The organism is Streptomonospora sediminis (assembly GCF_054778995.1).
The window spans coordinates 172,754-198,557 of record NZ_BAAGYZ010000005.1 but is presented as its reverse complement, the minus strand read 5'-3'; the positions used below and the strand labels follow the sequence as shown (position 1 = coordinate 198,557).

The following is a 25,804-nucleotide window of genomic DNA, read 5'->3' as shown; positions in this document are numbered from 1 at the left end:
GATTGCCGGATGGCGCGAATGGGTGTGCCGGCGGTCCCGGTGGGCGGTCGGTGGGAGGAGGCGGGTGTGGCGGTGTTCGATGAGTTGCTTGAGTTGGAGCACAGGGGTTGGCGGTCGCTGTGTGACGGGAGTGGGGCCGACTTTTACGGGGAGATCATGGCCGAGGACGGCGTGATGGTCCTCGCTCACGGGCGAGTGCTCGACCGCGCCGCCGTTGCGGCCTCGCTGCAGGACGCGCCGCCGTGGAGCGGTTACCAGATCAGCGATGAACGCATCATCGGCCTCGGGCCCGGCGACGCCGTGCTGGTCTACCGGGCGCGTGCTCACCGCGGCAGTGCGGATACGGCGTTTACCGCGCTGATGTCGAGCGTCTACACCCGCCGCGGTGGTACCTGGCGGCTCGCGCTGTACCAGCAGACGCCGGTGCCGCCGCCGCAGGGCTGAACCCGTTGGCGCGGTCGGGCCAGGCCGGTGCCGCCCGGGTAGGTCGGGGACGGGCGGGGCCGGCGCGGCCGGGTCGCCCGCTACTTCGGTTCGGTGATCGCCTCGCGCAGCGCGGTGAGCAGTTCGGCGACCCCGGGTGGGCCGTCGACGACGAGGTCGGCGCGTTCGGCGAGCCGAGTGACCTCGTCGGAGCCGCTGCATACGGTGAGGCCTGGGATGCCGCGGCTGCGCAGGCGCTCCACCGCGTCGAAGGCGGCGAGGTCGCCGAGGTCGTCGCCCGCATAAAGTACAGCGGGTCCGTTCCCGGTGTCCGCGCCGGTGCCCGCCGCTGTGCCTGCGCCCGTGCCGGCGCCGGCCGCGGCCTGTTCCCCGGATCCCGCTTGCGCCGCGCCCGCGCCCCCGCCGGCGCGGTCGGCGATGACGGCGGCCAGCGCCGAGCCCTTGTCCATGCCGGCGGGCCGGAGTTCGATGACGCGGCGGCCGGGCTCGACCGTGAGGCCGGCGCGCTGGGCCAGCGCGGCCAGCGGGATGCGGACGGCCTCCAGCGCCGTGTCGGGGTCGGCGGCGCGGCGGGTGTGCACCGCCAGCGCGTGGCCCTTGTCCTCGATCCAGGTGCCCTCGTGGGCCTTGGAGCGCCGGAGCAGTTCCGGCAGTTCCTCGCGCACCAGGTCGACCCCTGCCGGCGGGTCGGGCGCGGTGGTGCGGCCGTCTTCCCAGCGTTCCAAGCCGTAGTGGCCCAGGACCAGGATGTTCGCGATGTCGTCCAGTCCGCCGTACTCCACCGCCACCGCGGCCGGGCGCCCGGTGATGATCACCAGGCGCCCGACCAGCGGGGCCAGTCGGCGGAGTTCGGCGGTGGCGCCGGGATGGGCGCGTGCGTCGCGCGGGTCGGAGACGATCGGTGCCAGGGTGCCGTCGAAGTCGAAGGACAGGACGGCCTCGGCGGGGCGCTGCACGATGCGGTCCAGCGCGGCCGCGCCCGCTTCGGAGCCGGGCTTGGGCAGTGGCATGAGCGGTCGTCTCGTTCCCGTTCGAGTGGTTGCGGGCGTGGTGGATATGCCCTCAGTCGGTGTGCCCTGGTGCTGTGCGGCGCATAGTCGGCGCCGGTTGGGTGGCGCTAAAGCTCGATACCCAGTTGGCGGGCGGTGCGCTGGCGGCGGCGGTCGGCACGCACCCGCCGGAGCCGCTTGACGGTCATCGGGTCGAATGCGAGGGCCTCGGGGCGGTCGACCAGCCCGTTGAGGAGCTGGTAGTAGCGCGTGGGCGAGAACCCGAACTCCTCGCGGATGGCTTGCTCCTTGGAGCCTTCCAACTTCCACCATTGGCGTTCGAAGGCCAGGATGCGCTGCTCTCGGTCGGCAAGCTCGGATTCCTCAGCAGAGGAAGCCGCCGCCTTGCCGGGCTGGGCGGACGGTTGTCGATCAAATAGCCCTGGATCTGACATTGGGCGCCTCCTCGTCCGGATTGGCGCGACTCATGGTAGCGACTCCGCGCGCAAGCTGAGGAGCCGAACAGGCAGGTTGGGTCCCAAGGGTTAGTGTTCTCTGTCCTCACCCGCTCGGGAGGCGGGGCCGCGGCAGCACCGCCGCCCTGAACCGCCGTGAGCCGCCGGCCCGGCATTGCCGCGCACCCGGCCCCGCACCGACCGCCGCCGCCCTCGCCGCAGTACCGCCCAAAGGGCGCAGACGTGGAACAATGACGCTTGACCGCACCCACTGAGACAGGCCACGGGAGTTTCCACGATGAGGGGTAACCGGGCCGCCCCGCGCGCCGCCTGGGCGGCCGCCTGCGCGGTTGCGCTGCTGGTTCCGCTGACACTCCCGGCCGCGGCGCCCGCGGCCGCCGAGACCGCGGACGGGCGGGAACTGCGGCCCGAGCAGTGGGGCATGGACGCCATTGGCGCGGCCAAGACCGCCGAACGCAGCAGCGGCGACGGTGGCGGCGGCGTGCTCGTGGCCGTCCTCGGCGGCGGTGTCGACACCTCCCACCCCGACCTGGGCGAGGGAACCACCGCAGGCGACGACTTCACCGAAGGCGCAGGTTCCGGCGGGTCGGCCACCCCGCTGGCCGGGATCATCGCCGGGCGCGGGCACGGCCGCGAGTACACCGGCGGCATCGTCGGGGTCGCCCCCGGCGCCGACCTGCTGTCGGTGCGCGTGCTCCCCGGAGACACGGGCGGCGGCGCGTCGGGCGCAGCAGCCGGAGCGGGCCAGAGCGGTGCGCCGGCCGCGGCGGACGCGGTGAGCGACGGCATCCGCTACGCCGTCGCAGAGGGCGCCCAGATCATCACCCTGCCGCAGGGCGCGGCGAGCGCCGAACCCGACGACGGCGTGCAGGCCGCGATCGGCCATGCCGGGCGCAACGGCGTCCTGGTGGTCGCGCCCGCAGGAGCAGGCGGGTCCGCTTACCCGGGCGCCTACACCGGGGTGACGGCCGTCGGCGCGGTCGGCGAGGACCGCGCGCTCACGCCCGGCTCCCCGGCTACGGAGGTCGCGCTGACCGCCCCGGGGGCCGGCATCCGCGCTCCCGCTGCGGGCGGCGGCTACACCACCGTCGACGGAACCGCCGCCGCGGCCGCGTTCGTGGCGGGTGCCGCCGCGCTGGTGCGCGCCGAGCACCCGCAACTGCGCCCCGGCGAAGTCGCCGACACGCTCACCTCGGGTGCCCGGCCCGGCGCGGCCGGCGAGGGGGCCGCGGGATACGGCGCCGGGGTGCTCGACGTGCAGAGGGCCTTGGAACAGGGTGCTGCGGCCACCGAGGGCGCCCCGCTGATCGACGAGGACCTGGCCGCCGCCGCCGATGAGGACCCGGCACTGCCGGGCTGGGCGGTCTGGACCGGTTGCGCCGTGCTGGGGGCGGCGGTGGTGGCCGCCCTTGTGCTGCTGTGGCGCCGCGCCACCGCCAACCCCTATGGCCTGGACTCCCGGGCATCGGGCAAACCGAAACGTGCGCGCGGCACCGCGGCGCAGGGAAGTCCCGGGCGGTCCCAAGAGGCGGCAAGGCAGGGCCGGACCCGGCCGGGCAAGCCGGAAGGGCGCGGCCGCCCCGGGGGATCCGGCGAGTCCGCGCAGGACCGCGGCGCGGAACCGGCGGGCGCCGGCGGCTCGCGCGGCGGGCCGGACGGCCGCCGCCGCGGCGGACGCCGGCGACGCTGAACCGTCATTGAACCGGCGCTGGATCGGCATGGAATTCGGCGCCGTATCGGCGTTGCACCGACTGGGCGGTACGGCTCAAGCCGTGCACCGCAGCCCGGGTACCGCGCCGTTCGGTGACCGCACGCAGGCTGAACGTGACCGCTGAACTGGGTGTTTGCGCCGGTCGCGGCCTTGACGGACGGTACCGGGCGTAGAAGTCTGGCGGCATGTCCCCCTTCGACGTCTCTGATCGATCACCCGCTGCCCCCGGACCGCTGCCTTCGCGCCGGGGAGGTGGCGAGCCCGACCCGGCCGCGGCCGCATCGGCGGCCCCGCCGCACTTCGTCGGCGGCCGGGTGGTGGTGGTCGACTCCGACCCCAAGTGGCCCTACCTGTTCCAGAGCCAAGCGGACCGCATCCGCGAGGCGCTCGGTGAGAACGCGCTGGAGGTGCAGCACGTCGGGTCCACAGCGGTGCCGGGACTGGCGGCCAAACCGTGTGTCGACGTGCTGCTGATCGTGCCTGACCCGGCCGACGAGGACGCCTACCTGCCGCCGCTGGAACGGGCGGGCTACGCGCTGGTGCACCGCGAACCCGAGCTGGACGGCCACCGCGTGCTGCGCGGCCCCAATATCAGCACCAACGTGCACGTCTACGGGCCCGGCGCCGCCGATGCGGAGCGGCTGCTGCTCTTCCGCGACCGGCTGCGCGCAGATGCGGCCGACCGCGAGCTTTACGCGCGCACCAAACGCGAGCTGGCGCAGCGCACTTGGGAGAACGTCCAGGACTACGCCGACGCGAAATCCGCGGTGGTCGAGGAGATCATCGCCCGCGCCCGCGCCGGCTGAGGCCGCCCGGTGCGGCAGTGCCTACCGCGCCTTCCGCGCCCTCCGTGCTCACTGCGGCCGCGCGGCGCCCCGCAACGCGTTCCGCGGCGGTTGGTGCCCCGGAGGCGGAGGCCCCGGCACGGGCGGGCCCGAGCCGGCGCGATCGGCCTCCGCCGAGGCACACCTACGCCAGCGCCCGCAACTGCTGCTGGAACCAGCGCTGCGGCGGCAGCGCCGCGGCGTTCTCCACCAGCCGTTCGCAGCGGGCGCGGCGCTGGTCGTCGGGCATTTCCAGCGCTGTGCGCAGCGCACGCGCGGTCTCGCTGACGTCGTAGGGGTTGACCAGCACCGAGTCGGCCCCCAGGTCGTCGGCGGCACCGGCCTCGCGCGAGAGCACCAGCACGCACCCGTCGTCGGAGAGCACCGGCGCCTCCTTGGCCACCAGGTTCATGCCGTCGCGGATCGGGTTGATCAGCAGCACGTCGGCCATGCGGTAGGCGGCCAGTGAGCGCGGGAAGTCGTCGTTGACCTCCAGGATCAGCGGGGTCCACGTGGCCGTGCCGAACTCTTGGTTGATCTCCTTGGCCACCCGCTGCACGTGCTCGGTGTAGTCGCGGTATTCCGGGACGTCGCCGCGGCTGGGGTAGGCGAAGGCGAGGTGGGTGACCCGCTCGTGCCACTGCGGGTGCTCGCGCAGCAGTTCGCGGAACGCCTCAAGGCCGCGCACGATGTTCTTCGACAGTTCGGTGCGGTCGACCCGTACGATGAGCTTGCGGTCGCCCACCCGCTCGCGCAGGGCGGTGCGCCACTGCTCGACGTCGCCGGCAGCGGCGCGGGAGCGCAGGGACTCGGTGTCGGCGCCCAGCGCGTGCACGCCCACGTCGATCACCCGGCCGCCGAACTCCACGGTGCGGGAGTCCCAGTCGACGTCGACCCGCAGCAGTTCCTCGCAGCAGCGCAGGAACGCGTCGGCCCAGCGGCGGCTCAGGAAGCCGAGGTGGTCGGCGCCGAGCATGCCCTCCAGCAGTTCGCGCCCGATGTCGTCGGGCAGCATCCGGAAGTACTCCGGCGGCGCCCAGGGCGTGTGCGAGAAGTGCGCGACACGCAGGTCGGGGCGGCGCCCGCGCAGCATCCGCGGCACCAGCGCCAGGTGGTAGTCCTGCACGACCACGCGCGCATTGTCGGCGGAGCCGGTCAGCAGCGCATCGGCGAAGGAGGCGTTGTAGGCGCGGAAGTCCTCCCATTCGGCGCGGAACGCGGCGTCGAAGCGCGGCTTGTTCGGGGTGTCGTAGAGCATGTGGTGCACGAACCACAGGGTCGAGTTGGCCACGCGCGTGTAGGCGTTGGCGAAGGTGTCGGGCGGGATGTCGAGCATCCGCACGCGCATGCCGCCAAGGTCGAACCCGGCCTGGTCGAGCCGTGCCTCGGGGGCGCTCGCCGCGGCCGTGCGGTCGGCGTCGGAGAGGGCGGCGCACACCCACAGCGTGTCGGAGGTGGCCGCCACGGAGCTGAGTCCCGAAACCAGGCCTCCGCCGCCGCGGCGGTAGTCGAGGGAGCCGTCTTCGCTGATCGAGAAGGACACCGGTCCCCTGTTGGAAGCGACGAGGATCTGTGCCTTATCCACCTGATCGCCCACCTCTCACCTTGAATTGCGCCGAAGTTTCATTGCACTACACCGCTGCCGCCCATAACAGGCCCCGCTGCGCGAAGGTGTCATAGGTCTCGCCCGCCGCAGGAGCCCGCAAACACGCGGTGATCGCGCGGATGCGGGCCGGTGGCGGCCGTGCGGGCGCCGGTGTGTGCGGCGCCGCAGGTGGGTGGCTGCTACCCCTGCAGAGCCGTCCGCAGACGTGTTACCCGGATCACCCTCCATGGAAAAACGGGCGAAACGTGGGCTAGAGTAGCCCTCGGATTCGGTTGCGCCCCAGTTCACGGGTTCGCCCGCATCCACCACAACTGCATATTGCTCATCCAGAGGGGTGGAGGGACCGGCCCTGCGAAGCCCCGGCAACCATCTCGGTATGCGTTTCTCGCGATCCTGCGGGGCGGCCGAGGCAGGTGCCAACTCCGGCCTGTGACCAGATCGGTCAGACAGGGAAGATGAGGGGAGACGCCTCGCCATGGCGATAACCGCCACCGAAACGGACACCTTCGCCGCCCGCGCATTCGGCCCCGCCGCCGCGCTCTCCTGCCGCGAATGCGGCCAGCGCTACGACCTCGCCCCGCGCTTCGCCTGCGAGTTCTGTTTCGGCCCCCTTGAGGTGGCATACGAGTTCGGCGACCTCACCCGCGAATCCATCCAGAGCGGGCCGAACAACATCTGGCGCTATGCCGGCCTGCTGCCGGTCCCCGGCAACGTCGCCGACCTGCCCAACATGAACCCGGGCCTGACCCCGCTCGTGCGCGCCGACCGGCTCGCCGCCGAGCTGGGTATGGAGTCCCTGCACGTCAAGGACGACTCCGCCAACCCCACCCACTCCTTCAAGGACCGCGTGGTGGCCATGGCCGTCGAGGCCGCCCGCACCTTCGGATTCCGCACCCTGTCCTGCTCCTCCACCGGCAACCTCGCCGGCGCGGTGGGTGCGGCCTCGGCGCGTGCCGGGTTCCGCTCGTGCGTGTTCATCCCGGCCGGCCTCGAAGAGGGCAAGATCGTCATGGCGGCCGTCTACGGCGGCCGGGTGGTGGCCATCGACGGCAACTACGACGACGTCAACCGGTTCTGCTCGGAGCTGATCGGCGATCCCGCCGGCGAGGACTGGGGCTTCGTCAACGTCAACCTGCGCCCCTTCTACGCCGAGGGCTCCAAGACCCTGGCCTACGAGATCGCCGAGCAGCTGGGCTGGCGGCTGCCCGAGCAGATCATCGTCCCCATCGCCTCGGGCTCCCAGCTCACCAAGATCGACAAGGGCTTCCGCGAGCTCATCGACCTCGGCCTGGTCGAGGACCGCCCCTACAAGATCTTCGGCGCCCAGGCCACGGGCTGCTCGCCGGTCGCCCAAGCCTATGAGCAGGGCCACGACGTCATCCAGCCCGTCAAGCCCGACACCATCGCCAAGTCGCTGGCGATCGGCAACCCCGCCGACGGCCCCTACGTGCTCGACGTCTGCCGGCGCACCGGCGGCGCGGTCGTCCACGTCGACGACGCGGCGGTGGTCGACTCCATCTCGCTGCTGGCCCGCACCGAGGGCGTCTTCGCCGAGACCGCCGGCGGGGTCACCACCGGCGTGCTGCGCAAGCTGCTCGACGACGGCGTGCTCGACCCCGCGGCCGAGACCGTCGTCCTCAACACCGGTGACGGCCTGAAGACCCTCAACGCGGTCGAGGCCGGAGTCACCGCCACCATCAAGCCTTCCCTGGACGCCTTCAAGGACGCCGGGCTGCTGTAGCCCCGCTGCGGCCCTGGTCGGGCCCTGCCCCGTCCGAGCCCTCGGGCCACCGCGAAGAGCCGGCCGGCAAGCTAGCAAGTCAAGGAGTAATCCGCAGTCATGAGTGTCAGTGTCCGAGTTCCGACCATCCTGCGCACCTACACCGCGGACGCGGCCGAGGTCAGCGCCGAAGGCGCGACCGTCCAGGCGGTACTGGCCGACCTGGAGGCCAGGTTCCCCGGCATCCGCGCGCGGATCGTCGACGATGCCGGCAAGATCCGCCGCTTCGTCAACGTCTACGTGGGCGACGAGGACGTCCGCTTCGCCCAGGGCATGGACACCCCGACCGAGTCGGGCACCCAGGTCTCCATCATCCCGGCCGTGGCCGGGGGCTGCTGAACCGCCGCGCCCTCGGGGCGCGCGCCCGCGCGGTCCGCGCCCGGTTCGGCCCCGCCGGTGTACGGCCCGGCCGAGCCCGGTTTGCGCGCGGCCGCGCCGCCTGCCGCAGCCCGCGCCGCGCCTCCCCGGAGGCACGGCGCGGGCTTTGTGCTGCGTAGGGGACCGGCCGCCGGCCGGCGGCGGACACGGGCGGGCGCGCGGGCAGGCGGCGTTGACCTGCGGGTAACCCTGCGGAGAACTCTGGCGAAGGCGTTTGCACTCGCATGGGGAGAGTGCTAAAAATAGGTTCGTTAGCACTCTGCGAACCGGAGTGCTAATCACTGGTTCGAGGCGATGAGGCCGCGGTCTCCGGCAGAGGGGTTGCCCGGGTCCACCGCGGTCGTCCGTCGCGGGCGTCGGCTCGTACCTTCGCGTATCAGCCCGGTCTCGGGAGGACAGGAAGTCTATGGCAGCCAAACTGATCGCGTTCGACGAGGAGGCCCGCCGCGGCCTCGAGCGCGGCATGAACCAGCTTGCTGACGCAGTAAAGGTCACGCTTGGCCCGAAGGGCCGCAACGTGGTGCTGGAGAAGAAGTGGGGCGCCCCCACCATCACCAACGACGGTGTCTCCATCGCCAAGGAAATCGAGCTCGAGGACCCCTGGGAGAAGATCGGGGCCGAGCTCGTCAAGGAGGTCGCCAAGAAGACCGACGACGTCGCCGGTGACGGCACCACCACCGCCACCGTGCTCGCCCAGGCCATGGTGCGCGAGGGCCTGCGCAACGTCGCGGCCGGCGCCAACCCGGTCGGCCTGAAGCGCGGCATCGAGTCGGCCGTCACCCGCATCAGCGAGGAACTGGCCAACCTCTCCAAGGACGTCGAGACCAAGGAGCAGATCGCCTCCACCGCCTCGATCTCGGCCGGCGACTCCCAGATCGGCGACGCCATCGCCGAGGCCATGGACAAGGTCGGCAAGGAAGGCGTCATCACGGTCGAGGAGGGCCAGACCTTCGGGCTGGAGCTTGAGCTCGCCGAGGGTATGCGCTTCGACAAGGGCTACATCTCGCCCTACTTCGCCACCGACCTGGAGCGCATGGAGACGGTGCTTGAGGACCCCTACATCCTCATCGCCAACCAGAAGATCTCCAACAACAACGACTTCCTCCCCATCGTCGAGAAGGTCCTGCAGGCGGGCCGTCCGCTGATGGTCATCGCCGAGGACGTCGAGAGCGCCGCTCTGCAGACCCTGGTGGTCAACAAGGTGCGCGGCACCTTCAAGTCCGTCGCCGTGAAGGCCCCGGGCTTCGGCGACCGCCGCAAGGCCCAGCTTGAGGACATCGCCGTGCTGACCGGCGGCCAGGTCATCACCGAAGAGGTGGGGCTGAAGCTGGAGAACACCGAGCTGGACATGCTCGGCCGCGCCCGCAAGGTCGTCGTCACCAAGGACGAGACCACCATCGTCGACGGTTCCGGCGACGCCTCCACCATCTCCGGCCGTGTCAGCGAGATCCGCAACGAGATCGAGCGCACCGACTCCGACTACGACCGCGAGAAGCTGCAGGAGCGCCTGGCGCGCCTGGCCGGCGGCGTCGCGGTCATCAAGGCCGGTGCCGCCACCGAGGTCGAGCTCAAGGAGCGCAAGCACCGCATCGAAGACGCGGTCCGCAACGCCAAGGCCGCCGTTGAAGAGGGCATGCTGCCCGGCGGTGGCGTGGCGCTGCTCCAGGCCGGCGTTCCCGCCTTCGAGAAGCTGGACCTGCAGGGCGACGAGTCGATCGGCGCCGACATCGTGCGCCGCGCGATCGAGGAGCCGCTGAAGCAGATCGCCATCAACTCCGGCCTTGAGGGCGGCGTTGTTGCGGAGAAGGTGAAGAACCTCGAAGCCGGCATCGGGCTGAACGCGGCCACGGGCGAGTACACCGACCTGTTCAAGGACGGCGTCATCGACCCGACCAAGGTCACCCGTTCCGCGCTGCAGAACGCGGGCTCCATCGCGGGCCTGTTCCTCACCACCGAGGCCGTCATCGCCGAGAAGCCGGAGAAGGCCGCTGCGGCCGCTCCGGACGCCGGCGGCATGGGCGGTATGGACTTCTAGGACCCTCCACCCGGAGGTCCGCGAGTCCGATACGCGAACCCGCTTCGCCTGCGACGATCGGGCGGTCCCCACCCATGGGGGCCGCCCGATTCGGCGTTTGCGGGGGTGCGAACCGCCCGCCTGCCGAACGGTCCACCCGCCGACTGGCCGAACCGGCGCCTGCGCCGCGATCGCCGGGGGTGCCGGTGGTAGCGTCAGGTCCGCCTCCGCGGTGCGCTGAGCGAGCAGGGCACGGTCCGCACGGCCGCGGCGCGCGCCGCGGCGGAGGCGCGGCGACCAGCACAGGAGTAAGTCCACCATGACCGCATCCCGGATCCGCCCCGACGACCCCACGGCAGTGCTCGGCGCCGTGGAAGCAGCCACCGGCCGCCTGCTGCAGACGGCGGTCGACATCCGCCCCGACCAGATCGGGGACCCTTCGCTACTGCCCGGATGGACGCGCGGCCACGTGCTGGCGCACGTCTCGCGCAGCGCCGAAGCGATGCTCCGGATGATGGAGGGCGCGCGCGAGAACCGCCAGGCCGGCATGTACCCCAGCGCCGAGGCCCGCGAACGCGACATCGAGGACGGCGCCGCGCGGGGCCCCGAGGACCAGGCCGCCGACCTCAAGGACACGGCCGATCGGATAGCCGAGGTCATCCGGGATTTCCCCGCACAGGCGTGGTCCTTCGAACTCAAGCACCGCTCCGGGCTGGTCTTCCCTGCCGGGCGGGTCCCGTGGCTGCGGCTGGCCGAGGTGGAGTACCACCACGTCGACCTGGACCTGGGCTACGGCCCCGGCGACTGGCCCACCGAATTCGTCGAAGTTGAGACCCGGAAACTGACCGAGCGCTTCGCCGCCGACGAAGAACTGCCGCCCGTCCTGCTCCGCGACACCGCGACCGACCGGCACCGAGTACCGCATCGGCGCCGCCGCGGGCCCCGCGGTGACCGCCCAGGGCCCGGCGGGCGAACTCCTCGCGTGGCTCTCGGGCCGCGCCGACGGCGCCCGCCTCACCGTGCACCGCGGCGGCACCCCGGTCGGCGACCCCGCCGCCGTGCTGCCGGCGCTGCCCGCGATGCTCTAAGCCCTGCACGGCGATGATCATGCAGAAATGACTGTCTCAGCTTTGAAATCCCGGCATTTCTGCAGGGCCGGCGCGTCGCCCGCCGCACCGGCCCCGCCGAACGGATGTGCAGGCGTGTTGTTGGTCACAATTTTGTGTGCCGCAGATGGGCATCTGCCATGTCACCGGCTTTGTTCGCGAAGTGCGATCGGGTTGCGTGTCCGAAGCAGCAGGAAGGGGCTCGATTCCTGCGGGTCGGGGCCCGCCATGCGCTGCGGTTATCCGGCCAATCGGTATTTCCGCATCGAGTACCATCCGCCGTAAATGGCGTAATACCCCGTGCAATGGAGTCCCCGATGAAATACCTGGTGCGCTCGAATCCTGTTCTGAACGACGCGGTGTTCCTGCTGCTGCGGATCTGTATCGGCGTGGTCTTCATCGGCCACGGCTGGGACAGGCTGGCCAACATGGATGTGGCCCGCGCCGCCCACATCGCCCCGGGGCTGCGCGAGATGGGGATTCCGCTGCCGGACCTCGTCGCCCCCTACCTGGCCTACGGCGAGCCGATCTGCGGTGCGCTGGTCCTGCTGGGCGTGCTGACACGGCTCGGTGCGGCCGTGCTCACCTTCAACATGCTCGGCGCCTGGTTCTTCGTGCACAGCTCCGCGGGGCTGATGGTGGCCAACAACGGCTACGAGTACGTCATGGTGCTGTCCGCGGTCGGCCTGCTGCTGGTGGTGTGCGGCCCGGGCCGGTTCAGTATCGACGCGTTGCTGGCCCGCGCCGGCGGCTCCGACGGCTCCGGTGCGGACCGGCCCGCCCACCGCGCGGGCGCGGCTTGAGCGCAGCGGCGGGCAACCCGTCGGCCGGCCGGTAGCGCCGGGGGCTCCGGGGGCCGGCCGGTAGCGCCGGGGGCTCCGGGGGCCGGGGTCCCCGGCGCTACCGGCCCCCGGCAATCCGCGGATCCGGGGAAGACGCCGGCCATACGGCAAGCCGGGAAGCTGGAAGCCGGGAAATCCGGCAATCAGCCGGAACCGCCCAGCCGTCGCCGGCGTCCAACCGCACCGTGCAGGATTTTTTCAACACGGCACCGATCGTGGTCAAGCAGCCCAAGCGCTTCTTCATCGACGAGTCGGAGTACCACTGCTACGACCGGTTCGGCCACCACATCGCCCACGTGCACGAGGTCGGCCTGAGCGGCGGCATGCAGGCGCTGCGGTTCGCGGTCGGCAACACCGCGGGGTTCCAGCGCAAGCTGATGGTGAACGACGCGTGGCGGCGGCCGCGGCTCTACATCGAGAAGTCGTGGGCGATGTTCACCGCGACCACCTTGATCGCCCAGCCCGACGGTCGGCCGATCGGCTACATCGACCAGGACTTCAAGTTCTTCAAAGCCGGCTTCAGGCTGCTGGACCCGTGGAAGCGGCACATCGGCACGATCAGCGGGAACGTCTTCGGCTTCGACTTCCAGGTGGCCGACCACCAGGAGCACGAGGTCGCCCGGGTCAACCGGCAGTTCCCCGACGTCGGCGAGTTCTTCACCGCCGCCGACACCTACGTGTTGTGGCCGCGCTACCCGAACCTGCCGGAACCGCTGAAAACCCTGGTGGTCGCCTCGGGCATCACCATCGATCTGGTGCTGCTGGAAGGCAAGCGCTAGCCGACCGGGTTGCTACCGGGTTTTCCGGGCTCCGCGCGTTCACGCCTGGGCCGGCCGGCCGCTCGCCCGCGCCATGTGGGCGCGGTCCTCCTCGCCGAACCGTTCCTCCAGTTCCTCGGGCGAGGCGTCGACGTCGATGCGCGACAGGGGTGTGCCGCGCGCGGTCTCGATGGCCCCGAGGCGGCGCAGCGCCCGGTCGGTCGCGTAGTCCGTCAGCTCCTGGTCGGAGAGCATGTACTGCTTCTCCTCCTCGCTGGGCTCGGGTTCGTCGCCGCCCTGGACCACCGCGGTGACGTAGGGCAGCAGCTCGTTCAGCCGCTCGGAGACCACGTCCCAGTTCGCGGGGTCGGCTGCCACGTGGCGCCGGCAGGTGAAGGTTCCCCAGGCCATGTGCCTGCGCTCGTCGTCGCCGATGCGCTTGATGATCTCCCGCATGCCCGGGAAGATGCCGCGGGCGGTGCAGGTGTGGTTCCAGGCGTGGTAGCCGGTCAGCGCCAGGGAGCCTTCGATGATGTGGTTGTAGGTAACCGACGCGCGCACCTGGTTGCGGGGGCTGGGATCCTCGGCCAGCGCGTTCAGCGAGGCGGGCAGCTCGGAGTAGAACAGGGCGCGGTAGCCGGGGTCGCCGTCGACGTGGGAGTGCAGGTCCTCGGTGATGCCCACCGCGTCCAGCCACATCCGGAACACCTGGACGTGCTTGGCCTCCTCGAACGCGAACTGGGTCAGGTACATCTCGTCGCCGAGGCGGCCTTCGGCGGCCATGGCGCGGATGAACGGCTGGATGTCCTCGGTGACCGCCTCTTCACCGGCGACGAAAAGGGCGCAGAGCCGTTTGATCCGGAACCGCGCCTCCTCGGGCAGGTTCCGCCAGTCCGCCGCGTCGCGGCTCATGTCGATGTCCCGCGGGTTCCAGAACTTCGCGTTTCCTTTTGCGAACAGCCGCAGGGGGAAGGAGTCCCAGTTGAGGCCGCGGGCGCGCAGCGAGTGGAAGCCGCTGCGGTGTTCGGGGGGCGAGTCGGTCGCGGCGCAGTCGACTGGTTCGGGCATGGGCACCTCCGTGTTGTCCCGCACCATCATTGGACCCGAGCCGCTGCTGTGTAAAGGTGTGTGCCGCGGGAATGGGGCGCTCCCGCGGCGCGAGGCCGCTGCCAACCGCGATACGGTCGGACGTGCGCCCCGCGGCCGCGCCTCGTTCGCCGGAAACGGCGGCGGGATCCGCTTTGGACCCCCAGCGGGCGCTCGGGCTGTTCATCTGTGCGTCGCGCCAACCGGGAGGCCACGTGTTCTGCGGCGATCCGGGCACATCCGGCTACGCGTCCTGCGCCGAACAAGAGGGCCTGTTCGTGATCGCCTCGCTCCTGCCGGCGACACTCGCGCTGGTGCTCATGGCGGCCGCGTTCGCCACACCCGCAGTGCGCCGCAACCCGGCGCTGCGCACGCAGACCCTCGGCTACTCGCTGATCGCCTGGTGCCTGGCCGGATTCACCATGGTGCTGGGCGCGCTGCCGCCGCTGTAGCCGTGTAGCCCCGTAGCCCTGAAACCCGCCCGCCCCAAGGCCGTCCGCCCGCCCGCAGGTGGACGTGTGGTGACAGGCCGGTGAGCACCTCGGAAAACCCGCGCGCCGGGGTCCCGCGGCCCGTACACATCCGGCCACACTGTGCGAGGCGCCCGCGGGGCGCCGCATCCCCCACCGTGAACACCTCCGCATATCAGCCTCCTGGAGGTTGCTGTGGTCGCGAACCGGATGCGCGGCTTTGCCCGGCGCCACCCGCTGGTGCGCCAGGCGGCACGGCGGCTCCGCCGCCGGCTCCCGCGGCGCTTGGGCGGGATCGGGCGGAAGCCGCTGCCGCCGCCGAGCCGCGGCTTCGAACTGGCGCTGCCCCGTCCCGCCGACGCCCCCGGCACCGAACCGGCGGCGCTGTCGGTCCGGGCCCACCGCGGCCTCTGGGTGCCGCGCAAGCTCGAAAAGGCCGGGCTCGCCGGCTTCGAACCCGAGACCCTCGCCTGCTTCCTGGCCGTGTTGGAGCATGCGCGCCCGGGTGCGGTGCTCGACGTGGGCGCGAACGTGGGGCTGTACGGCCTGCTCGCCGCAGCGCGCTGCCGCCGCGCCGTGTACGCCTTCGAACCCACGCCGCACGTCGCGGCGGCAGCGCGGGACCTGGCGGCGCACAACGGTCTGCCCGTCGACGTGGTGGAATTGGCGATGAACGACCGCGGCGGGAGCGCCGTGCTCGCGGTCTCGTCGGTGTCGGACGCGTCGAACTCGCTTGCGTCCGGTTTCCGCCCGGAAGCCGCCCGGCTCCAGGTGCGGACCGACACGCTCTCCCGCTGGTGCGAGCACACCGGCACGTCGCCGGCCGTCATCAAGATCGACACCGAGTCCACCGAGCCCGACGTGGTGGCCGGGGGACGCGAGGTGCTGCGCGAGTCCCGCCCATGGGTGTTCTGCGAAGTCCTGCCGGGCAGCGGCGCCGAGGAGCGCCTGATGGAGCTGCTGGGGCCGCTCGGCTACACCTGGCACCAGATGAACGGGGACATGCCCGCCCCGGCGCGCACCGCCATCGACGCCCGGGGAGCGGCTCCGCACCAGCGCATGTGGCTCTTCGCGCCGAACCCGCCGACCGATGCGCTGTGGGAACGCGCCCGCGTGTGGCACCGCGCACTGGAGGACTGCACACCGGCCGGATCGCTTGCGGAGTCGGGCACGCGCTGAGGGGCGCTTGCACGCGGCGGCACACGGCGTGGCGGGCGAGCGCCCGGCGCGCAACACCCCCGCTGCCGGGGTGCGCGGCGCCGGCCGGGCTCAGAGTTCGTCGCCGGCCAGCACGTCGCCTGCGTCGGCGATGCGGTAGGCGTAGCCCTGTTCGGCCAGGAAACGTTGCCGGTGGGCCGCGAAGTCCTGGTCGATGGTGTCGCGGGCGGTAACCGCGTAGAAGCGGGCGCTGCGCGAGTCGGACTTGGGCCGCAGCAGCCGCCCCAGCCGCTGGGCCTCCTCCTGGCGGGACCCGAACGACCCCGACACCTGGATGGCCACGCCCGCCTCGGGCAGGTCGATGGAGAAGTTGGCGACCTTGGAAACGACCAGCGTGTGCAGTTCGCCGGAACGGAACGCCTCGAACAGGCGCTCGCGCTCCTTGACCCGGGTCTCGCCCTTGATGACCGGTGCTTCCAGCGCCTCGCCCAGCTCGTCGAGCTGGTCGATGTAGGAGCCGATGATCAGGGTGGGCTCGTCGGTGTGCCGGCGCACCAGCTCGCGCACCACCTCGGTCTTGGCGCCGGAGGACGCGCAGAAGCGGTAGCGGTCCTCGGGTTCGGCTGTTGCGTAGGCGAACCGTTCGGAGTCGGTGAGGTTGACCCGCACCTCGACGCAGTCGGCGGGGGCGATCCAGCCCTGGTTCTCCATCTCCTTCCAGGGCGCGTCGTAGCGCTTGGGGCCGATGAGGGAGAACACGTCGCCTTCGCGGCCGTCCTCGCGCACCAGGGTGGCGGTCAGCCCCAGGCGGCGCCGGGCCTGCAGATCAGCGGTCATCCGGAAGATGGGGGCGGGCAGCAGGTGCACCTCGTCGTAGATGACCAGGCCCCAGTCGCGCGCCTCGAACAGCTCCAGGTGGCTGTGCACGCCCTTCTTGCGGGCGGCCATGACCTGGTACGTGGCGATGGTGACGGGGCGGATGTCCTTGCGGGTGCCCGAGTACTCGCCGATCTCGTCCTCGGTGAGCGTGGTGCGGCGCAGGAGCTCGCTGCGCCACTGGTGCACCGAGACGGTGTTGGTGACCAGGATCAGCGTGGTCGACTTGGCCAGCGACATCGCGGCCGCTCCAACGATGGTCTTGCCCGCGCCGCAGGGCAGCACCACCACGCCCGAGCCGCCGGCGTAGAAGCTGTCGGCGGCGGCACGCTGGTAGCCGCGCAGCTCCCAGTCGCCCTCGGCGAGGTCGATGGCGTGCGCCTCGCCGTCGACATAGCCCGCGTGGTCCTCGGCCGGCCAGCCGAGCTTGAGCAGCGCCTGCTTGAGGTTGCCGCGTTCGCTGGGGTGGACGGCGACCGTGCTTTCGTCGACCCGGTCGGCGAGCATCCCCTTGACCTTCTTGGCGCGGACCACTTCCTCCAGCACGGCGGTGTCCAACGCGTGCAGCACGAGCCCGTGGTCGGGGTCGGTCTGCAGGCGCAACCGGCCGTAGCGGTCCATGGTCTCGGCGATGTCGACCAGCAGCGAGTGCGGCACGGGGAAGCGGGAGTAGTTGATGAAGGCGTCGACGACCTGCTCGGCGTCATGGCCGGCGGCGCGCGCGTTCCACAGCGCCAAGGGGGTCACGCGGTAGGTGTGCACGTGCTCGGGGGCACGCTCCAGCTCCGCGAACGGTGCGATCGCGCGGCGGCACTCGTCGGCCAGTTCGTGGTCGACTTCGAGCAGCAGGGTCTTGTCGGACTGGACGATCAGGCAGGACACACGTACCTCGCAGCAGGGGTCTCGGCGGGCGGTCGCTCGCCCCCGGGGGGCGCGCCACGGCGTGCAACGCCGCAACGGTCGGCGATATGCCCGCGGCCGCGGCAACGCTCCAACCCTACGCGCAGCGTGCGGCGGCCGGGGCGGGACCGCTCACCTGCACGCCAGCACCGGCCGCAGCCCGGCAGGGGCCGCGGCAACGGCCGCTCGGGGCCGGCGGGCGGGGCGGGTCCGGGACGGTCGGGCGGTGGCTAGAGCGACATGATGACCAAGATCGCCGCGGCGAGGATCACACCCATCAGCGCCAGATACACGAACGTGCACGCCCAGGTGTAGCGGATGAAGCGCTCGACCTCCATGGGGTCGCCGGTGCGGGTGAGCGCCACGATGCCGAACGCGATGGCCGGCACGTTCACCAGCAGTGTCAGCACGGGAAAGCCCAGTGCGAGGAACAGCAGCGGGAACAGCAGGGTGAGCACGGCGCACAGCAGGGCGGCGACGGCGCTGCCCACGCGGGCCGGCGGCTGCGAAGGCGGCGGGAACCGCGGCATCGGGGCGGGCAGCCCGCCGGGAGCGGCGCCCGCACCGGGCTGCGGCGCGGGGTGGGCGGCACCGGGGCGGCCGAAGGACCCGGTCTGCGCAGCGGCGCCGTAACCGGCCGGCTGCGGTCGGCCCGGCTGTCCCTGTTGCCCGTGTTGTCCCGGCGGTACCGGGGCGAACGGGTCCTGCGGCGCTGCGCCGCCCGCGGTGTAGCGGCCCGGCGGCGGTCCGAGCCCGGTCGAACCCGCCGGCTCGGACTCCCAGTAGGAGCCGGGCCGACTCCAGAAGTCGCTCATCGGTCTCGCCCGCCTTTCGCGTTCGCCCTGGCGAAGCAGGACCGCCGCACCTGCCGGGCCCAGCGGCCCGCCGCGGCCCGGCCGCGGATAAGCCCGGTCCTGGTGCCAGCGTAGTCGGCGCACCGGCCCGGGGGCCAAGCGCCCGCTGAAGGGCCGGTGCGACACCGCGGGCGACCCACCGAACATGCGCTAGTAGTTCGAGACCACACCTTCGAACAGCGAGCCCGCCTGGGTGAACAGCCACAGGCTCAGCACCAGCATCACGAAGAGCATCACCGCGGCCGCGCCCAGGCTGTACCAGGAGTAGCGGGTGAGGGTCTCGGCCTCGGTGTAGCGGCCTTGGTCGCGCTTGTGGCCGGCGCGTATGGCGAAGACGATCCCGATGATGCCGAAGATCCAGTTGAAGCAGAACAAGCACGTCAGCGCGTGCAGGATCAGCGCCATGGTCGGGCTGCTGGCGCCGGAGGGCGGCGGCGCAGGCTCGTCGCGGTCGTCGTAGCGGCCGCGGTCGCGGTCGCGGCGGTCCGGCTCCCGTGCCGAACCGCCGCCGGTGTCCTCGCGGCTCCGCTCGCGGGGGCGGCGGTCGCGGTCGCCGCTCGGCGGGTCCTCGCGCGGCGAGGATGCACCGGGCGGCAGCGACTGGTTGCTCATGGGGGGTGCCTATCCCTCTCTCGCTCGGTTCGCGGGCCGGTTGCGCCTCCGGCGACCATCCCGCCGGCCCACCGGAAGAGGTGCCCGTCCCAGCAGCAATCTAGGCCATCGGCCCCCGCCGGTGCGGCCGCTCCCGCCCGAGCGGGTCAGCGCAGGCCGGCGAACCGGTCGCTGCCCACCCCGAGCGTGTAGCCGTTGCTGAGGTGCACGGTGACCCGCTCGGGGCCCCAGTCGGCACCGGTGATGCGCAACCGGCCGCCGTCATAGCCCGTGCCGGTGGGCACCTCGACGCCGTGGTAGAGCATGCTGGGATGGTGGCCCAGGCGCAGCTCGTATTTCCCGCCGCCCAGGCGGGAGTGGCGCAGCAGCACCGCTTCGACCGGTAGCCGATCCTCCTTCGTCGCACCGGCGGTGCCGGTGTCGTAGCGCATACCGTCCTCGGTCGAGGAGATCCGCTGCACCTCCTCGCTCAGCAGGTCGCCGACAGGCAGGCCGCTGGAGCCGACCGCGTGCCCGGCGGCCAGGCACAGCGCACCGGTCACCAGCACGGCCGCCAGGTGGCGGAGCGGCCGGTGAGCCGGCGGGGCCTGCACCGGCGAGGTGGGCGCGGATTGCGACGCGGCCATCGGCGCTCCAATTTTCTGGGGAGGGGGCAGCGGGTGGCGGATGCAGCGCACGCTACCGCCCGGCAAGCGCCCCTAGAACCGGCAGCCGCGCCCCGGCACGGCCCTGCCGGTCAGGCGTCCCGGTCCGCGGCGGAGTCCAGATCGGCCACGCCGGTGATGCGGTGCACGGCAAAGCGGTGGACGGCGGCGCGGGTGGCGTCGTAAGCGGTGAGGAAGCCGCCCTCGACCCGGGCGGGTTCGACGATGCGGCTGCTGGCGCGGCCCTCGGCATCCAGATAGCCGATCCACACGCGCCGGCCCTGGGTAGCGGCCTCCGACAGCGCGGTCAGCGCCGCGGTGGTGGGCGACCGCGGGGGCGCACCGTCGGGTGCGGCGACGGGGCGGCGGGCGGTGGTGGCCGCCTCGTCGCCTGCGCGCACCGCCCGCACCGCCGCCATGCGCAGTTCCGCGCCGGGCGCCGCGGGCTCGTCCAGTTCGCGGCCGGCCGGGGTACCGGAGGCGGGCTCGGCGCGCCGCGCCGTGGCTCCGGTGAGCTGCACGGTGCCGTCGGCGGCCTCGGCCACCGGGTGGTAGCCCAGCTCCTCCAACCGGCCCATCAGCACCGGCCGGGGGGTGCGGCTGGCGACCACCGTGGGGGCCAGCCGGAACAGTTCCAGGTCGCCTGCCCGCCGGTCGCCTGCCAGCTGGTCCAGGACCGAGGGTTCGTCGCAGCGCAGGTAGCTGGAGGCGGTGCCGATACGCAGCCTCCCGTGCCGCCGGGCGACGTCGCCGATCAGGTACCGCAGCGGCTGCGGCAGCTCGGTCGAGGAGTGCCGCTCCAGCAGCGCGGTGAGGTCGTCGGCGCCGCGCCCGGCGTCGAGGGCGCGGCGGATGGATCCCTCGGTGAACCGGTACACGGTCGCGCCGCCGGTCGACTCGATGTCGGCGGCCAGCGCCAGTTCGCGGGCGAGGCGGGGTACCAGCGGCCCGGGCGCCACGGCGGTGAGGTCGCCCTGCACCAGGATGGTCTCCAGCGGTTCGGGGAGTTCGGCCGCCAGCAGTTCGCCGGCCGCGGTCTTGCGGCGTTCGGCGAGCGGGGTGTCCTCGGCGTCCAACTCCTCGACCAGCGCGCGGGCGTGCGGCGCCAGCGCGCCGCGCCCGGTCAGGCCCAGCAGCGCCGCCTCGTGCAGCGCCGCGGAGACGAGCGCGGCATAGGCCGGGCCCTGGCGGCGCGGCCGCTGCCAGGCCAGCCGGGCCGCGACCGGGTCCTCGCCGGGCGCCAAACCCTCGGGTGCGGCCGCCAACGCACCGAGCACGTCCAGCCGCACGTCGGGCGCCGAGCGCCGGTCGAGCCCTTCGCCCAGCGCCGTGCGGGCGCGGCCGCGGGAGTCCTTGGTGCCGTTGAGCGAGGCGACCCGGGTGGAACGCAGCCAGGCGTCGGCCAGCCGCAGCCACCGGCGTTCGGCGGGGGCCTCGCGCCACAGGTCGAACTCGGGGGTGGGCAGCCATTCGCCGTCGACGTCGCCGCCTGCCGCGAGCAGCCCGGCGGCGCGGGCGGTCTCGGCGAACAGCGCGACCGCGTCCTCGTCGGTGTCGAGTTCGCGTGCGCTGCGGCGCAGGTCGCGCGCGCCCAACCCGCCGCTGCGCAGTACACCGGGCGGGTCCTCGGCCCAGCGCTCCAGCATCTCTGCGACCGTGCGGATCGCGGTGAAAGCCTGTCCGGCGGCCGAGCGCACCACCGTGGTCGCGCCGGGCCGGTCGCCGGTCAGCGCCGGGGGCTCGGGCTCGACCTCGCGGAACAGGACGCCGCCGCGCAGGTGCAGGGCGACTTCGCGGGGCAGGGCGACGGTGTCGGCGGCGGCGGGCACGAGCAGGCCCAGGGCCAGCAGCCGGTCGATGGGCGAGGCCGCGGCGGCGAGGCTGCTGCCCCGGTCGGCGGCGCCCGAGACGGTGCCCTGCGGCGGCCCCCACAGCAACCGGTCGAGCACCGGCCGCGCATCGCCGCCGGCGGTGGCCAGCGCGCGGTCGAGCCGCCGCGGCTCCTCCAGGGCGGCGGCGATGCGTTCGGCGGGGCCGTCGGCGGTGTTGCGGGCGCTCAGGCCCAGGGCCGCGGCGACGGGCTCCAGTGACTCCGCCGGGCGTTCGCGCAGCAGCGCACGCAGCGGGGGGCCCAGACCCGCGGGGGTGGGCAGGATGTCGGCGAGGATGCTGACCGGCCGCAGGCGCTCGCCGTCCTCCCACACCAGGGCGGCGTCCAGCATTCCCGCAAGTGTTTCGTCGAGCCGTTCGGCGGGGGCGGCCAGCGCTGCGAAGAGGCTGCCGCGCTGCACACCGGGCGGGCCGCCGAGGCGGTCGTCGCCCAGCGCCACCAGGCCCTCCAGCACCTGCAGCCCGAACCGGTCCGACCGGTCGAGCACGCGCAGCACGGCGGGGCGCGCCGTGGCGCGTGCTGCGAGCGCGCCGATGTCGGCGGGGACGGGGGTGACCAGGTCCGGGCGCAGCGCGAAGAGCGCGGCCAGTTGCGCGTCGGACCGGTTCCGCAGCCATGCGGTGAACGTGCGAGGGCGCCCGCCGGCGCCGCTTCCCGCATCCGCGTCGTCGATCATCGCCTTCAACGCTATGCGATGGCGGCGCCGGCCCCGGCGGCGGTCACTCGAAGTCGATGTGCACCGAGTTGACACCGTTGAGCGGCGGGATCCACTGGGTGTCGTCGCGCCCGGTGCCGAGCGCGGCGCCGGTGCAGTCGCGGCCGGCGTAGAAGTAGTAGGTGGCGATGGGGTCGGCGTCGGCGAAACCCACCGTCCGGGGGCGCTCGTAGTTGTGGCAGCCGTCGGCCACCTGCAGTTGCCGATAGCCGATGCCGGGGCCGGCGTAGGTCTCCAGCGTGCCGGAGCCGCCGCCGGCAGCGGCGGCGGGCGGGGCGCCTGCTGTCAGTACTGCCAGTACCGCCAGGGCGGTGCCCGCGAGGGCGCTTGTGCGGGTGGGCATGTGCTCCGTGCCTTTCATGTGCGAGTTCTCCTTGCCGACCGGCCGGCGCCCGGAGCGGGTGCGCCGGCGCCGTGCATCGGGGCGGAGCAGGGCGCCTCCATTCATACACTCCGTTCCGTCACTGTGTGGACACTTTGGGTCGCCAATTCGGGAATTCTTGTAGGCCCGCAATGGTGCCGCGCCGCGGTTGGGGCCGATTCCACCGGACTTCCGGCCCATGGGGCGCCGGATGATCTTGCGGCACCATTGGTGCCATGACCGAGCAGGCCCAGCAGTTGGTGCTGCAGTACCTATCGCGGGTCGCCGACGCCGCTTACGGGGCCGTGCCCGCCCGGCGCCGCGCCGCCTACCTCGCCGACCTCCGCACCCGCGTCAACCGAGCCTGCACCTCGGTCGGCGCGGAATCCCCGGACGAAGTGCGCCGGATCCTGCGGGGATTCGGACGTCCGGCCGACCTGGTCGCCCGGGAACTCGCCGCCGAAACCGAGGGGCGCGTCACCCCGGAGAGCACCGTCGCGCCCGTTGTGTCGGCCGTCGGCGAGCCCGGCGGCGACGGCCCCGGGGACGGCATCCCCGAAAGCGGCGAGGCGGCCGAAGAGCGGCCCGGCGGCGCCGCCGCCCCCGCGAACCGCCCGGTGCGCGAGCCGCCGCCCTGGCGGGGCGGCCCCGAAGGCGGGCGGTCCCGCGCCCGCTCCCAGGACTCCGCGAGCGGGGGCTCCCGGCGCGCCGACGCCCTGGTGGGGCTGGGGGCGGCACTGCGGCGCAACCCGCCGGAGGTGCTGGCCGCGGGGCTCTACCTGGTGGCGGGCACCATCGGAGCCCTGGCCGGAGTCTGGGTCATCGGTGCCGCCATCGTGGTGCTGAGCCGGGTGTGGTCCGGCCTGGACAAGGCGGTCGGGGTGGGCGTGCCGATCATTGCGACACTCGTCGGCATGGCGCTGTGGGAGAGCGGTGCCGCCCACATCTACATCGACGAGATCATCTGGGAGTCGCTGGCCGCCACCGGAGTGGTCGGCCTGCGGATCGCGGCCGTGTGCTCGAGCCTGTTCCTCATCGTGCGGCTGGCCCGCTCCTGAGCCTGCCGCCGGCCGTGCTCCCAACCCTGCTGCCGGGCGTCGGCGCAGGTCGGCGCCCTTTTGCGAGGCGTGTCCGGGGCATGCCCGAGCGTATTTCCGGGGGCGCCGGCCAACTCCCGGCAAGCCCCGACCCGGGTTCGGTCACTACCGGGCCAAGTCTGCGGAATATCGCGGTTGTCCCGCGTTGCCCGGCGGGTTGCCGCCTGAGCTGCGGGTCATCATCGTATTGCGTCCGAGTTCGGCTGCATGCCGCTGTCGAGGACGCCGAACGGCGCCGGCCCGACGCGGCCGCCGCGCCGTCGGAAATCGGTGGTGCGTTCCGGTGGCGCCGGGTCCCGTCCCACTACTCCGCAACCAGCGGCACCGAAAGCAGCGCCTCCGATCGAGGGGCCCGGAGATCCGCATCCGGGCCCCTCTCTCCGTTCCTGCGCCATTGGCGGGCGGGGCCGGGGCCCCGGCCCCCGGGAACGGCCGCCCCGGCACCTCCCGGGGTAATTCACTCGCCCGCCGGGAACGCAGAGCACTAGCCTGAAAACGCCCCTATGGGAAGATGAGACGCCAGGTGGCGGCTCCCGGCCGCTGGCGAACTTCGACGGCGAGAACGTGAGGTCACACGTGCCCACCGGCAAGGTCAAGTGGTACGACAGCGAAAAGGGTTTCGGCTTTCTCACCCGCGACGACGGCGGTGAGGTCTTCGTGCACTCTTCGGCGCTGCCCGAGGGAACCGAGGCGCTGCGGTCCGGGCAGCGGGTGGAGTTCGGCGTCGTAGAGGGCCGCAAAGGCGCCCAGGCGCTCCAGGTCAAGCTGCTGGACGCGCCCCGGTCAGTGGGCAAGGGCCAGCGCAAGAAGCCTGACGAGATGGTGGTCATTGTCGAGGACCTGATCAAACTGCTCGACGGCGTGTCCGGAATGTATCGCCGCGGCAAGCATCCCGACCACCGCGAGGCAGCCAAGATCGCCCAGGTGCTCCGGAAGGTCGCCGACGACCTCGAAGCGTGAAACCGGATCCCCCCGTTCCGGCGGAAGGCGGGAGCCCGTCCTGCGGGGCGTGACTCCCGCCACACCCGCGCGCCGCGCATGCTCGAAACCGGGCCAGTCAGGCGCGTAACGGTCGACTATCGATCGGTGTCGTGGTCATGTCGGTGCCCGTTATCAGCGAAAATGGAGAGGTGAGCCCTAGCCGCCGTTCTCCCGCACCAGACAAGGCATGTATCGAAGCCGTGGATCTCGCCCGCGACGCGGCAGTCGAGATCGGATACCCGGAGTGGGTTGGCGAACACCTCTCCGCCTACGTTGAGGGTGACCGCGTCGTCACCCACCTTTTCGCGTGCCTCGACCCCGCGTACTCGGGGTGGCGCTACGCGATCACCGTCGCCCGCGCCTCCCGCGCCAAGAAGGTCACGGTGAACGAGGCCGTCCTCCTACCCGGAGCCGAGGCGCTGCTGGCGCCGGAATGGGTGCCGTGGAAGGAGCGCCTGCGCCCCGGCGACCTCGGTGTCGGCGACCTGCTGCCCAGCGCCGACGACGACGACCGCCTCAAGCCCGGCTACGCCCAGGTTCCCGGCGACGAACTCGAAGAGGGCGCCGACCAGCAGATGGTCTGGGAACTCGGGCTGGGCCGTCCGCGGGTGCTCTCCGAATTCGGGCGCGAGTCCGCCGCCGAACGCTGGTACAACGGCGAAGGCGGCCCGCACAGCGCCATCGCCGCCGCAGCGCCCGCCAAGTGCGCCACCTGCGGGTTCATGACACCGCTGGCCGGCGAGTTCCGCCAGATGTTCGGGGCCTGCGCCAACGAGCTGGCCCCCGACGACGGCCGCGTCGTCTCGCTCGACCACGGTTGCGGAGCCCACTCCGAGGCATCCACGGGCGCGGTCCCCACCGAGGCACCCCTGCGCCCGGTCATCGACGAACTGGGTTACGACCACATCGTTTTTGACGACACCAGTGAACTGGAACTCGTCTCCTCCGACGGCTGAACCGCCGAAGGGCACAACGAAGGCCCCGGCAGGTTCGCCCGCCGGGGTCTTTGTTGTCTGGTCAGTCGGGGCTTACAGGCGGTCGGCCTTCACGTCGGCCAGAAACGCGTCCCATTCGGATGCGGGAAACATGATGTGGCCGATCTCGGGATGCTGGCTGTCGCGGACGGCAGAGGCACCGGTGGCGTCGGCGACCTCTACGCAGTCCTCACGGCCACCCATGCTGTAGCTGCTTTTGCGGAAACGCAGGTCGGATGCTGTGGAATCGGGCATGG

25 protein-coding genes and 1 riboswitch are annotated in these 25,804 nt (G+C 72.4%); of the genes, 14 read left to right on the top strand and 11 right to left on the bottom strand.

Features of this window, described 5'->3' with window-relative positions:
* The first annotated feature begins 66 nt into the window (after positions 1-66).
* Complete coding sequence (locus ACYVD5_RS01495; protein ID WP_460999013.1) at positions 67-444, top strand: nuclear transport factor 2 family protein; 378 nt, start codon at positions 67-69, stop codon at positions 442-444.
* 80 nt (positions 445-524) lie between these two features.
* Here ACYVD5_RS01495 and otsB read toward each other — a convergent pair whose 3' ends face one another.
* Positions 525-1,454, bottom strand: coding sequence for a trehalose-phosphatase (gene otsB / locus ACYVD5_RS01490; protein ID WP_460999012.1), 930 nt, complete (start codon positions 1,452-1,454; stop codon positions 525-527).
* Between the two features lie 107 nt (positions 1,455-1,561).
* Positions 1,562-1,888 carry a DUF3263 domain-containing protein gene (locus ACYVD5_RS01485; protein WP_460999011.1) on the bottom strand — a complete coding sequence of 109 codons (327 nt, stop codon included), beginning with the start codon at positions 1,886-1,888 and terminating at the stop codon, positions 1,562-1,564.
* Between the two features lie 298 nt (positions 1,889-2,186).
* Here ACYVD5_RS01485 and ACYVD5_RS01480 point away from each other — a divergent pair, with 298 nt between their 5' ends.
* Both ACYVD5_RS01480 and ACYVD5_RS01475 read left to right on the top strand, forming a co-directional pair.
* On the top strand, positions 2,187-3,599 hold the full coding sequence (locus tag ACYVD5_RS01480; RefSeq protein WP_460999010.1) for a S8 family serine peptidase: 1,413 nt from the start codon (positions 2,187-2,189) through the stop codon (positions 3,597-3,599).
* A gap of 206 nt (positions 3,600-3,805) precedes the next feature.
* Positions 3,806-4,426 carry a GrpB family protein gene (locus ACYVD5_RS01475; RefSeq protein ID WP_460999009.1) on the top strand — a complete coding sequence of 207 codons (621 nt, stop codon included), beginning with the start codon at positions 3,806-3,808 and terminating at the stop codon, positions 4,424-4,426.
* A 163-nt stretch (positions 4,427-4,589) separates the two neighbouring features.
* Here the strand turns inward: ACYVD5_RS01475 and ACYVD5_RS01470 are convergent, their stop codons facing one another.
* Entirely contained in the window at positions 4,590-6,029 is a 1,440-nt protein-coding gene (locus ACYVD5_RS01470; protein ID WP_460999008.1) for an alpha,alpha-trehalose-phosphate synthase (UDP-forming), read from the bottom strand.
* A 340-nt stretch (positions 6,030-6,369) separates the two neighbouring features.
* Positions 6,370-6,512: riboswitch (SAM riboswitch) on the top strand.
* Positions 6,513-6,525: 13 nt separating this feature from the next.
* Here ACYVD5_RS01470 and thrC point away from each other — a divergent pair.
* From thrC to ACYVD5_RS01440, 6 genes are all read left to right on the top strand, one after another.
* Positions 6,526-7,791 (top strand): threonine synthase, encoded by a 1,266-nt coding sequence (gene thrC / locus ACYVD5_RS01465; RefSeq protein WP_460999007.1) that lies wholly within the window; start codon positions 6,526-6,528, stop codon positions 7,789-7,791.
* Positions 7,792-7,890: 99 nt separating this feature from the next.
* A complete protein-coding gene (locus ACYVD5_RS01460; protein WP_460999006.1) occupies positions 7,891-8,169 on the top strand; it encodes a MoaD/ThiS family protein in 279 nt (92 codons plus the stop codon).
* A 445-nt stretch (positions 8,170-8,614) separates the two neighbouring features.
* On the top strand, positions 8,615-10,243 hold the full coding sequence (groL, locus tag ACYVD5_RS01455; RefSeq protein WP_460999005.1) for a chaperonin GroEL: 1,629 nt from the start codon (positions 8,615-8,617) through the stop codon (positions 10,241-10,243).
* A gap of 298 nt (positions 10,244-10,541) precedes the next feature.
* Positions 10,542-11,327 (top strand): maleylpyruvate isomerase family mycothiol-dependent enzyme, encoded by a 786-nt coding sequence (locus ACYVD5_RS01450; RefSeq protein WP_460999004.1) that lies wholly within the window; start codon positions 10,542-10,544, stop codon positions 11,325-11,327.
* 318 nt (positions 11,328-11,645) lie between these two features.
* Positions 11,646-12,131, top strand: coding sequence for a DoxX family protein (locus ACYVD5_RS01445; RefSeq protein WP_460999003.1), 486 nt, complete (start codon positions 11,646-11,648; stop codon positions 12,129-12,131).
* 224 nt (positions 12,132-12,355) lie between these two features.
* A complete protein-coding gene (locus ACYVD5_RS01440) occupies positions 12,356-12,949 on the top strand; it encodes a phospholipid scramblase-related protein (protein WP_460999002.1) in 594 nt (197 codons plus the stop codon).
* A 39-nt stretch (positions 12,950-12,988) separates the two neighbouring features.
* On the opposite strand, the gene ACYVD5_RS01435 is transcribed toward ACYVD5_RS01440, so the two are convergent.
* A complete protein-coding gene (locus tag ACYVD5_RS01435; protein WP_460999001.1) occupies positions 12,989-13,996 on the bottom strand; it encodes a R2-like ligand-binding oxidase in 1,008 nt (335 codons plus the stop codon).
* Positions 13,997-14,169: 173 nt separating this feature from the next.
* On the opposite strand from ACYVD5_RS01435, the gene ACYVD5_RS01430 reads away from it, so the two are divergent.
* Positions 14,170-14,466, top strand: a complete 297-nt coding sequence (locus ACYVD5_RS01430) for a hypothetical protein (RefSeq protein WP_460999000.1) — start codon at positions 14,170-14,172, stop codon at positions 14,464-14,466.
* Positions 14,467-14,679: 213 nt separating this feature from the next.
* Positions 14,680-15,663: an FkbM family methyltransferase gene (locus tag ACYVD5_RS01425; protein WP_460998999.1), complete on the top strand. Its 984-nt coding sequence runs from the start codon at positions 14,680-14,682 to the stop codon at positions 15,661-15,663.
* A gap of 90 nt (positions 15,664-15,753) precedes the next feature.
* Here ACYVD5_RS01425 and ACYVD5_RS01420 read toward each other — a convergent pair whose 3' ends face one another.
* From ACYVD5_RS01420 to ACYVD5_RS01395, 6 genes are all read right to left on the bottom strand, one after another.
* Positions 15,754-17,400: a DNA repair helicase XPB gene (locus tag ACYVD5_RS01420; protein ID WP_460998998.1), complete on the bottom strand. Its 1,647-nt coding sequence runs from the start codon at positions 17,398-17,400 to the stop codon at positions 15,754-15,756.
* Positions 17,401-17,648: 248 nt separating this feature from the next.
* On the bottom strand, positions 17,649-18,233 hold the full coding sequence (locus ACYVD5_RS01415) for a hypothetical protein (RefSeq protein ID WP_460998997.1): 585 nt from the start codon (positions 18,231-18,233) through the stop codon (positions 17,649-17,651).
* 189 nt (positions 18,234-18,422) lie between these two features.
* Positions 18,423-18,884, bottom strand: a complete 462-nt coding sequence (locus ACYVD5_RS01410; protein WP_460998996.1) for a CD225/dispanin family protein — start codon at positions 18,882-18,884, stop codon at positions 18,423-18,425.
* Between the two features lie 146 nt (positions 18,885-19,030).
* The gene (locus ACYVD5_RS01405) at positions 19,031-19,510 is read right to left on the bottom strand and encodes a hypothetical protein (protein WP_460998995.1); all 480 of its coding nucleotides are present in this window, start codon (positions 19,508-19,510) and stop codon (positions 19,031-19,033) included.
* Positions 19,511-19,620: 110 nt separating this feature from the next.
* The gene (locus ACYVD5_RS01400) at positions 19,621-22,095 is read right to left on the bottom strand and encodes a helicase-associated domain-containing protein (RefSeq protein ID WP_460998994.1); all 2,475 of its coding nucleotides are present in this window, start codon (positions 22,093-22,095) and stop codon (positions 19,621-19,623) included.
* 43 nt (positions 22,096-22,138) lie between these two features.
* Positions 22,139-22,495, bottom strand: a complete 357-nt coding sequence (locus ACYVD5_RS01395; protein ID WP_460998993.1) for a hypothetical protein — start codon at positions 22,493-22,495, stop codon at positions 22,139-22,141.
* 236 nt (positions 22,496-22,731) lie between these two features.
* Between ACYVD5_RS01395 and ACYVD5_RS01390 the strand changes: the two genes are divergently transcribed.
* The 3 genes from ACYVD5_RS01390 (at position 22,732) to ACYVD5_RS01380 (ending at position 25,529) form a co-directional block, all read left to right on the top strand.
* A complete protein-coding gene (locus tag ACYVD5_RS01390; protein WP_460998992.1) occupies positions 22,732-23,553 on the top strand; it encodes a hypothetical protein in 822 nt (273 codons plus the stop codon).
* 615 nt (positions 23,554-24,168) lie between these two features.
* Complete coding sequence (locus tag ACYVD5_RS01385; protein WP_460999246.1) at positions 24,169-24,552, top strand: cold-shock protein; 384 nt, start codon at positions 24,169-24,171, stop codon at positions 24,550-24,552.
* 221 nt (positions 24,553-24,773) lie between these two features.
* The gene (locus ACYVD5_RS01380; RefSeq protein WP_460999245.1) at positions 24,774-25,529 is read left to right on the top strand and encodes a DUF3027 domain-containing protein; all 756 of its coding nucleotides are present in this window, start codon (positions 24,774-24,776) and stop codon (positions 25,527-25,529) included.
* A 72-nt stretch (positions 25,530-25,601) separates the two neighbouring features.
* Here the strand turns inward: ACYVD5_RS01380 and ACYVD5_RS01375 are convergent, their stop codons facing one another.
* Positions 25,602-25,802: a DUF397 domain-containing protein gene (locus tag ACYVD5_RS01375; RefSeq protein ID WP_460998991.1), complete on the bottom strand. Its 201-nt coding sequence runs from the start codon at positions 25,800-25,802 to the stop codon at positions 25,602-25,604.
* Positions 25,803-25,804 lie beyond the last annotated feature (2 nt).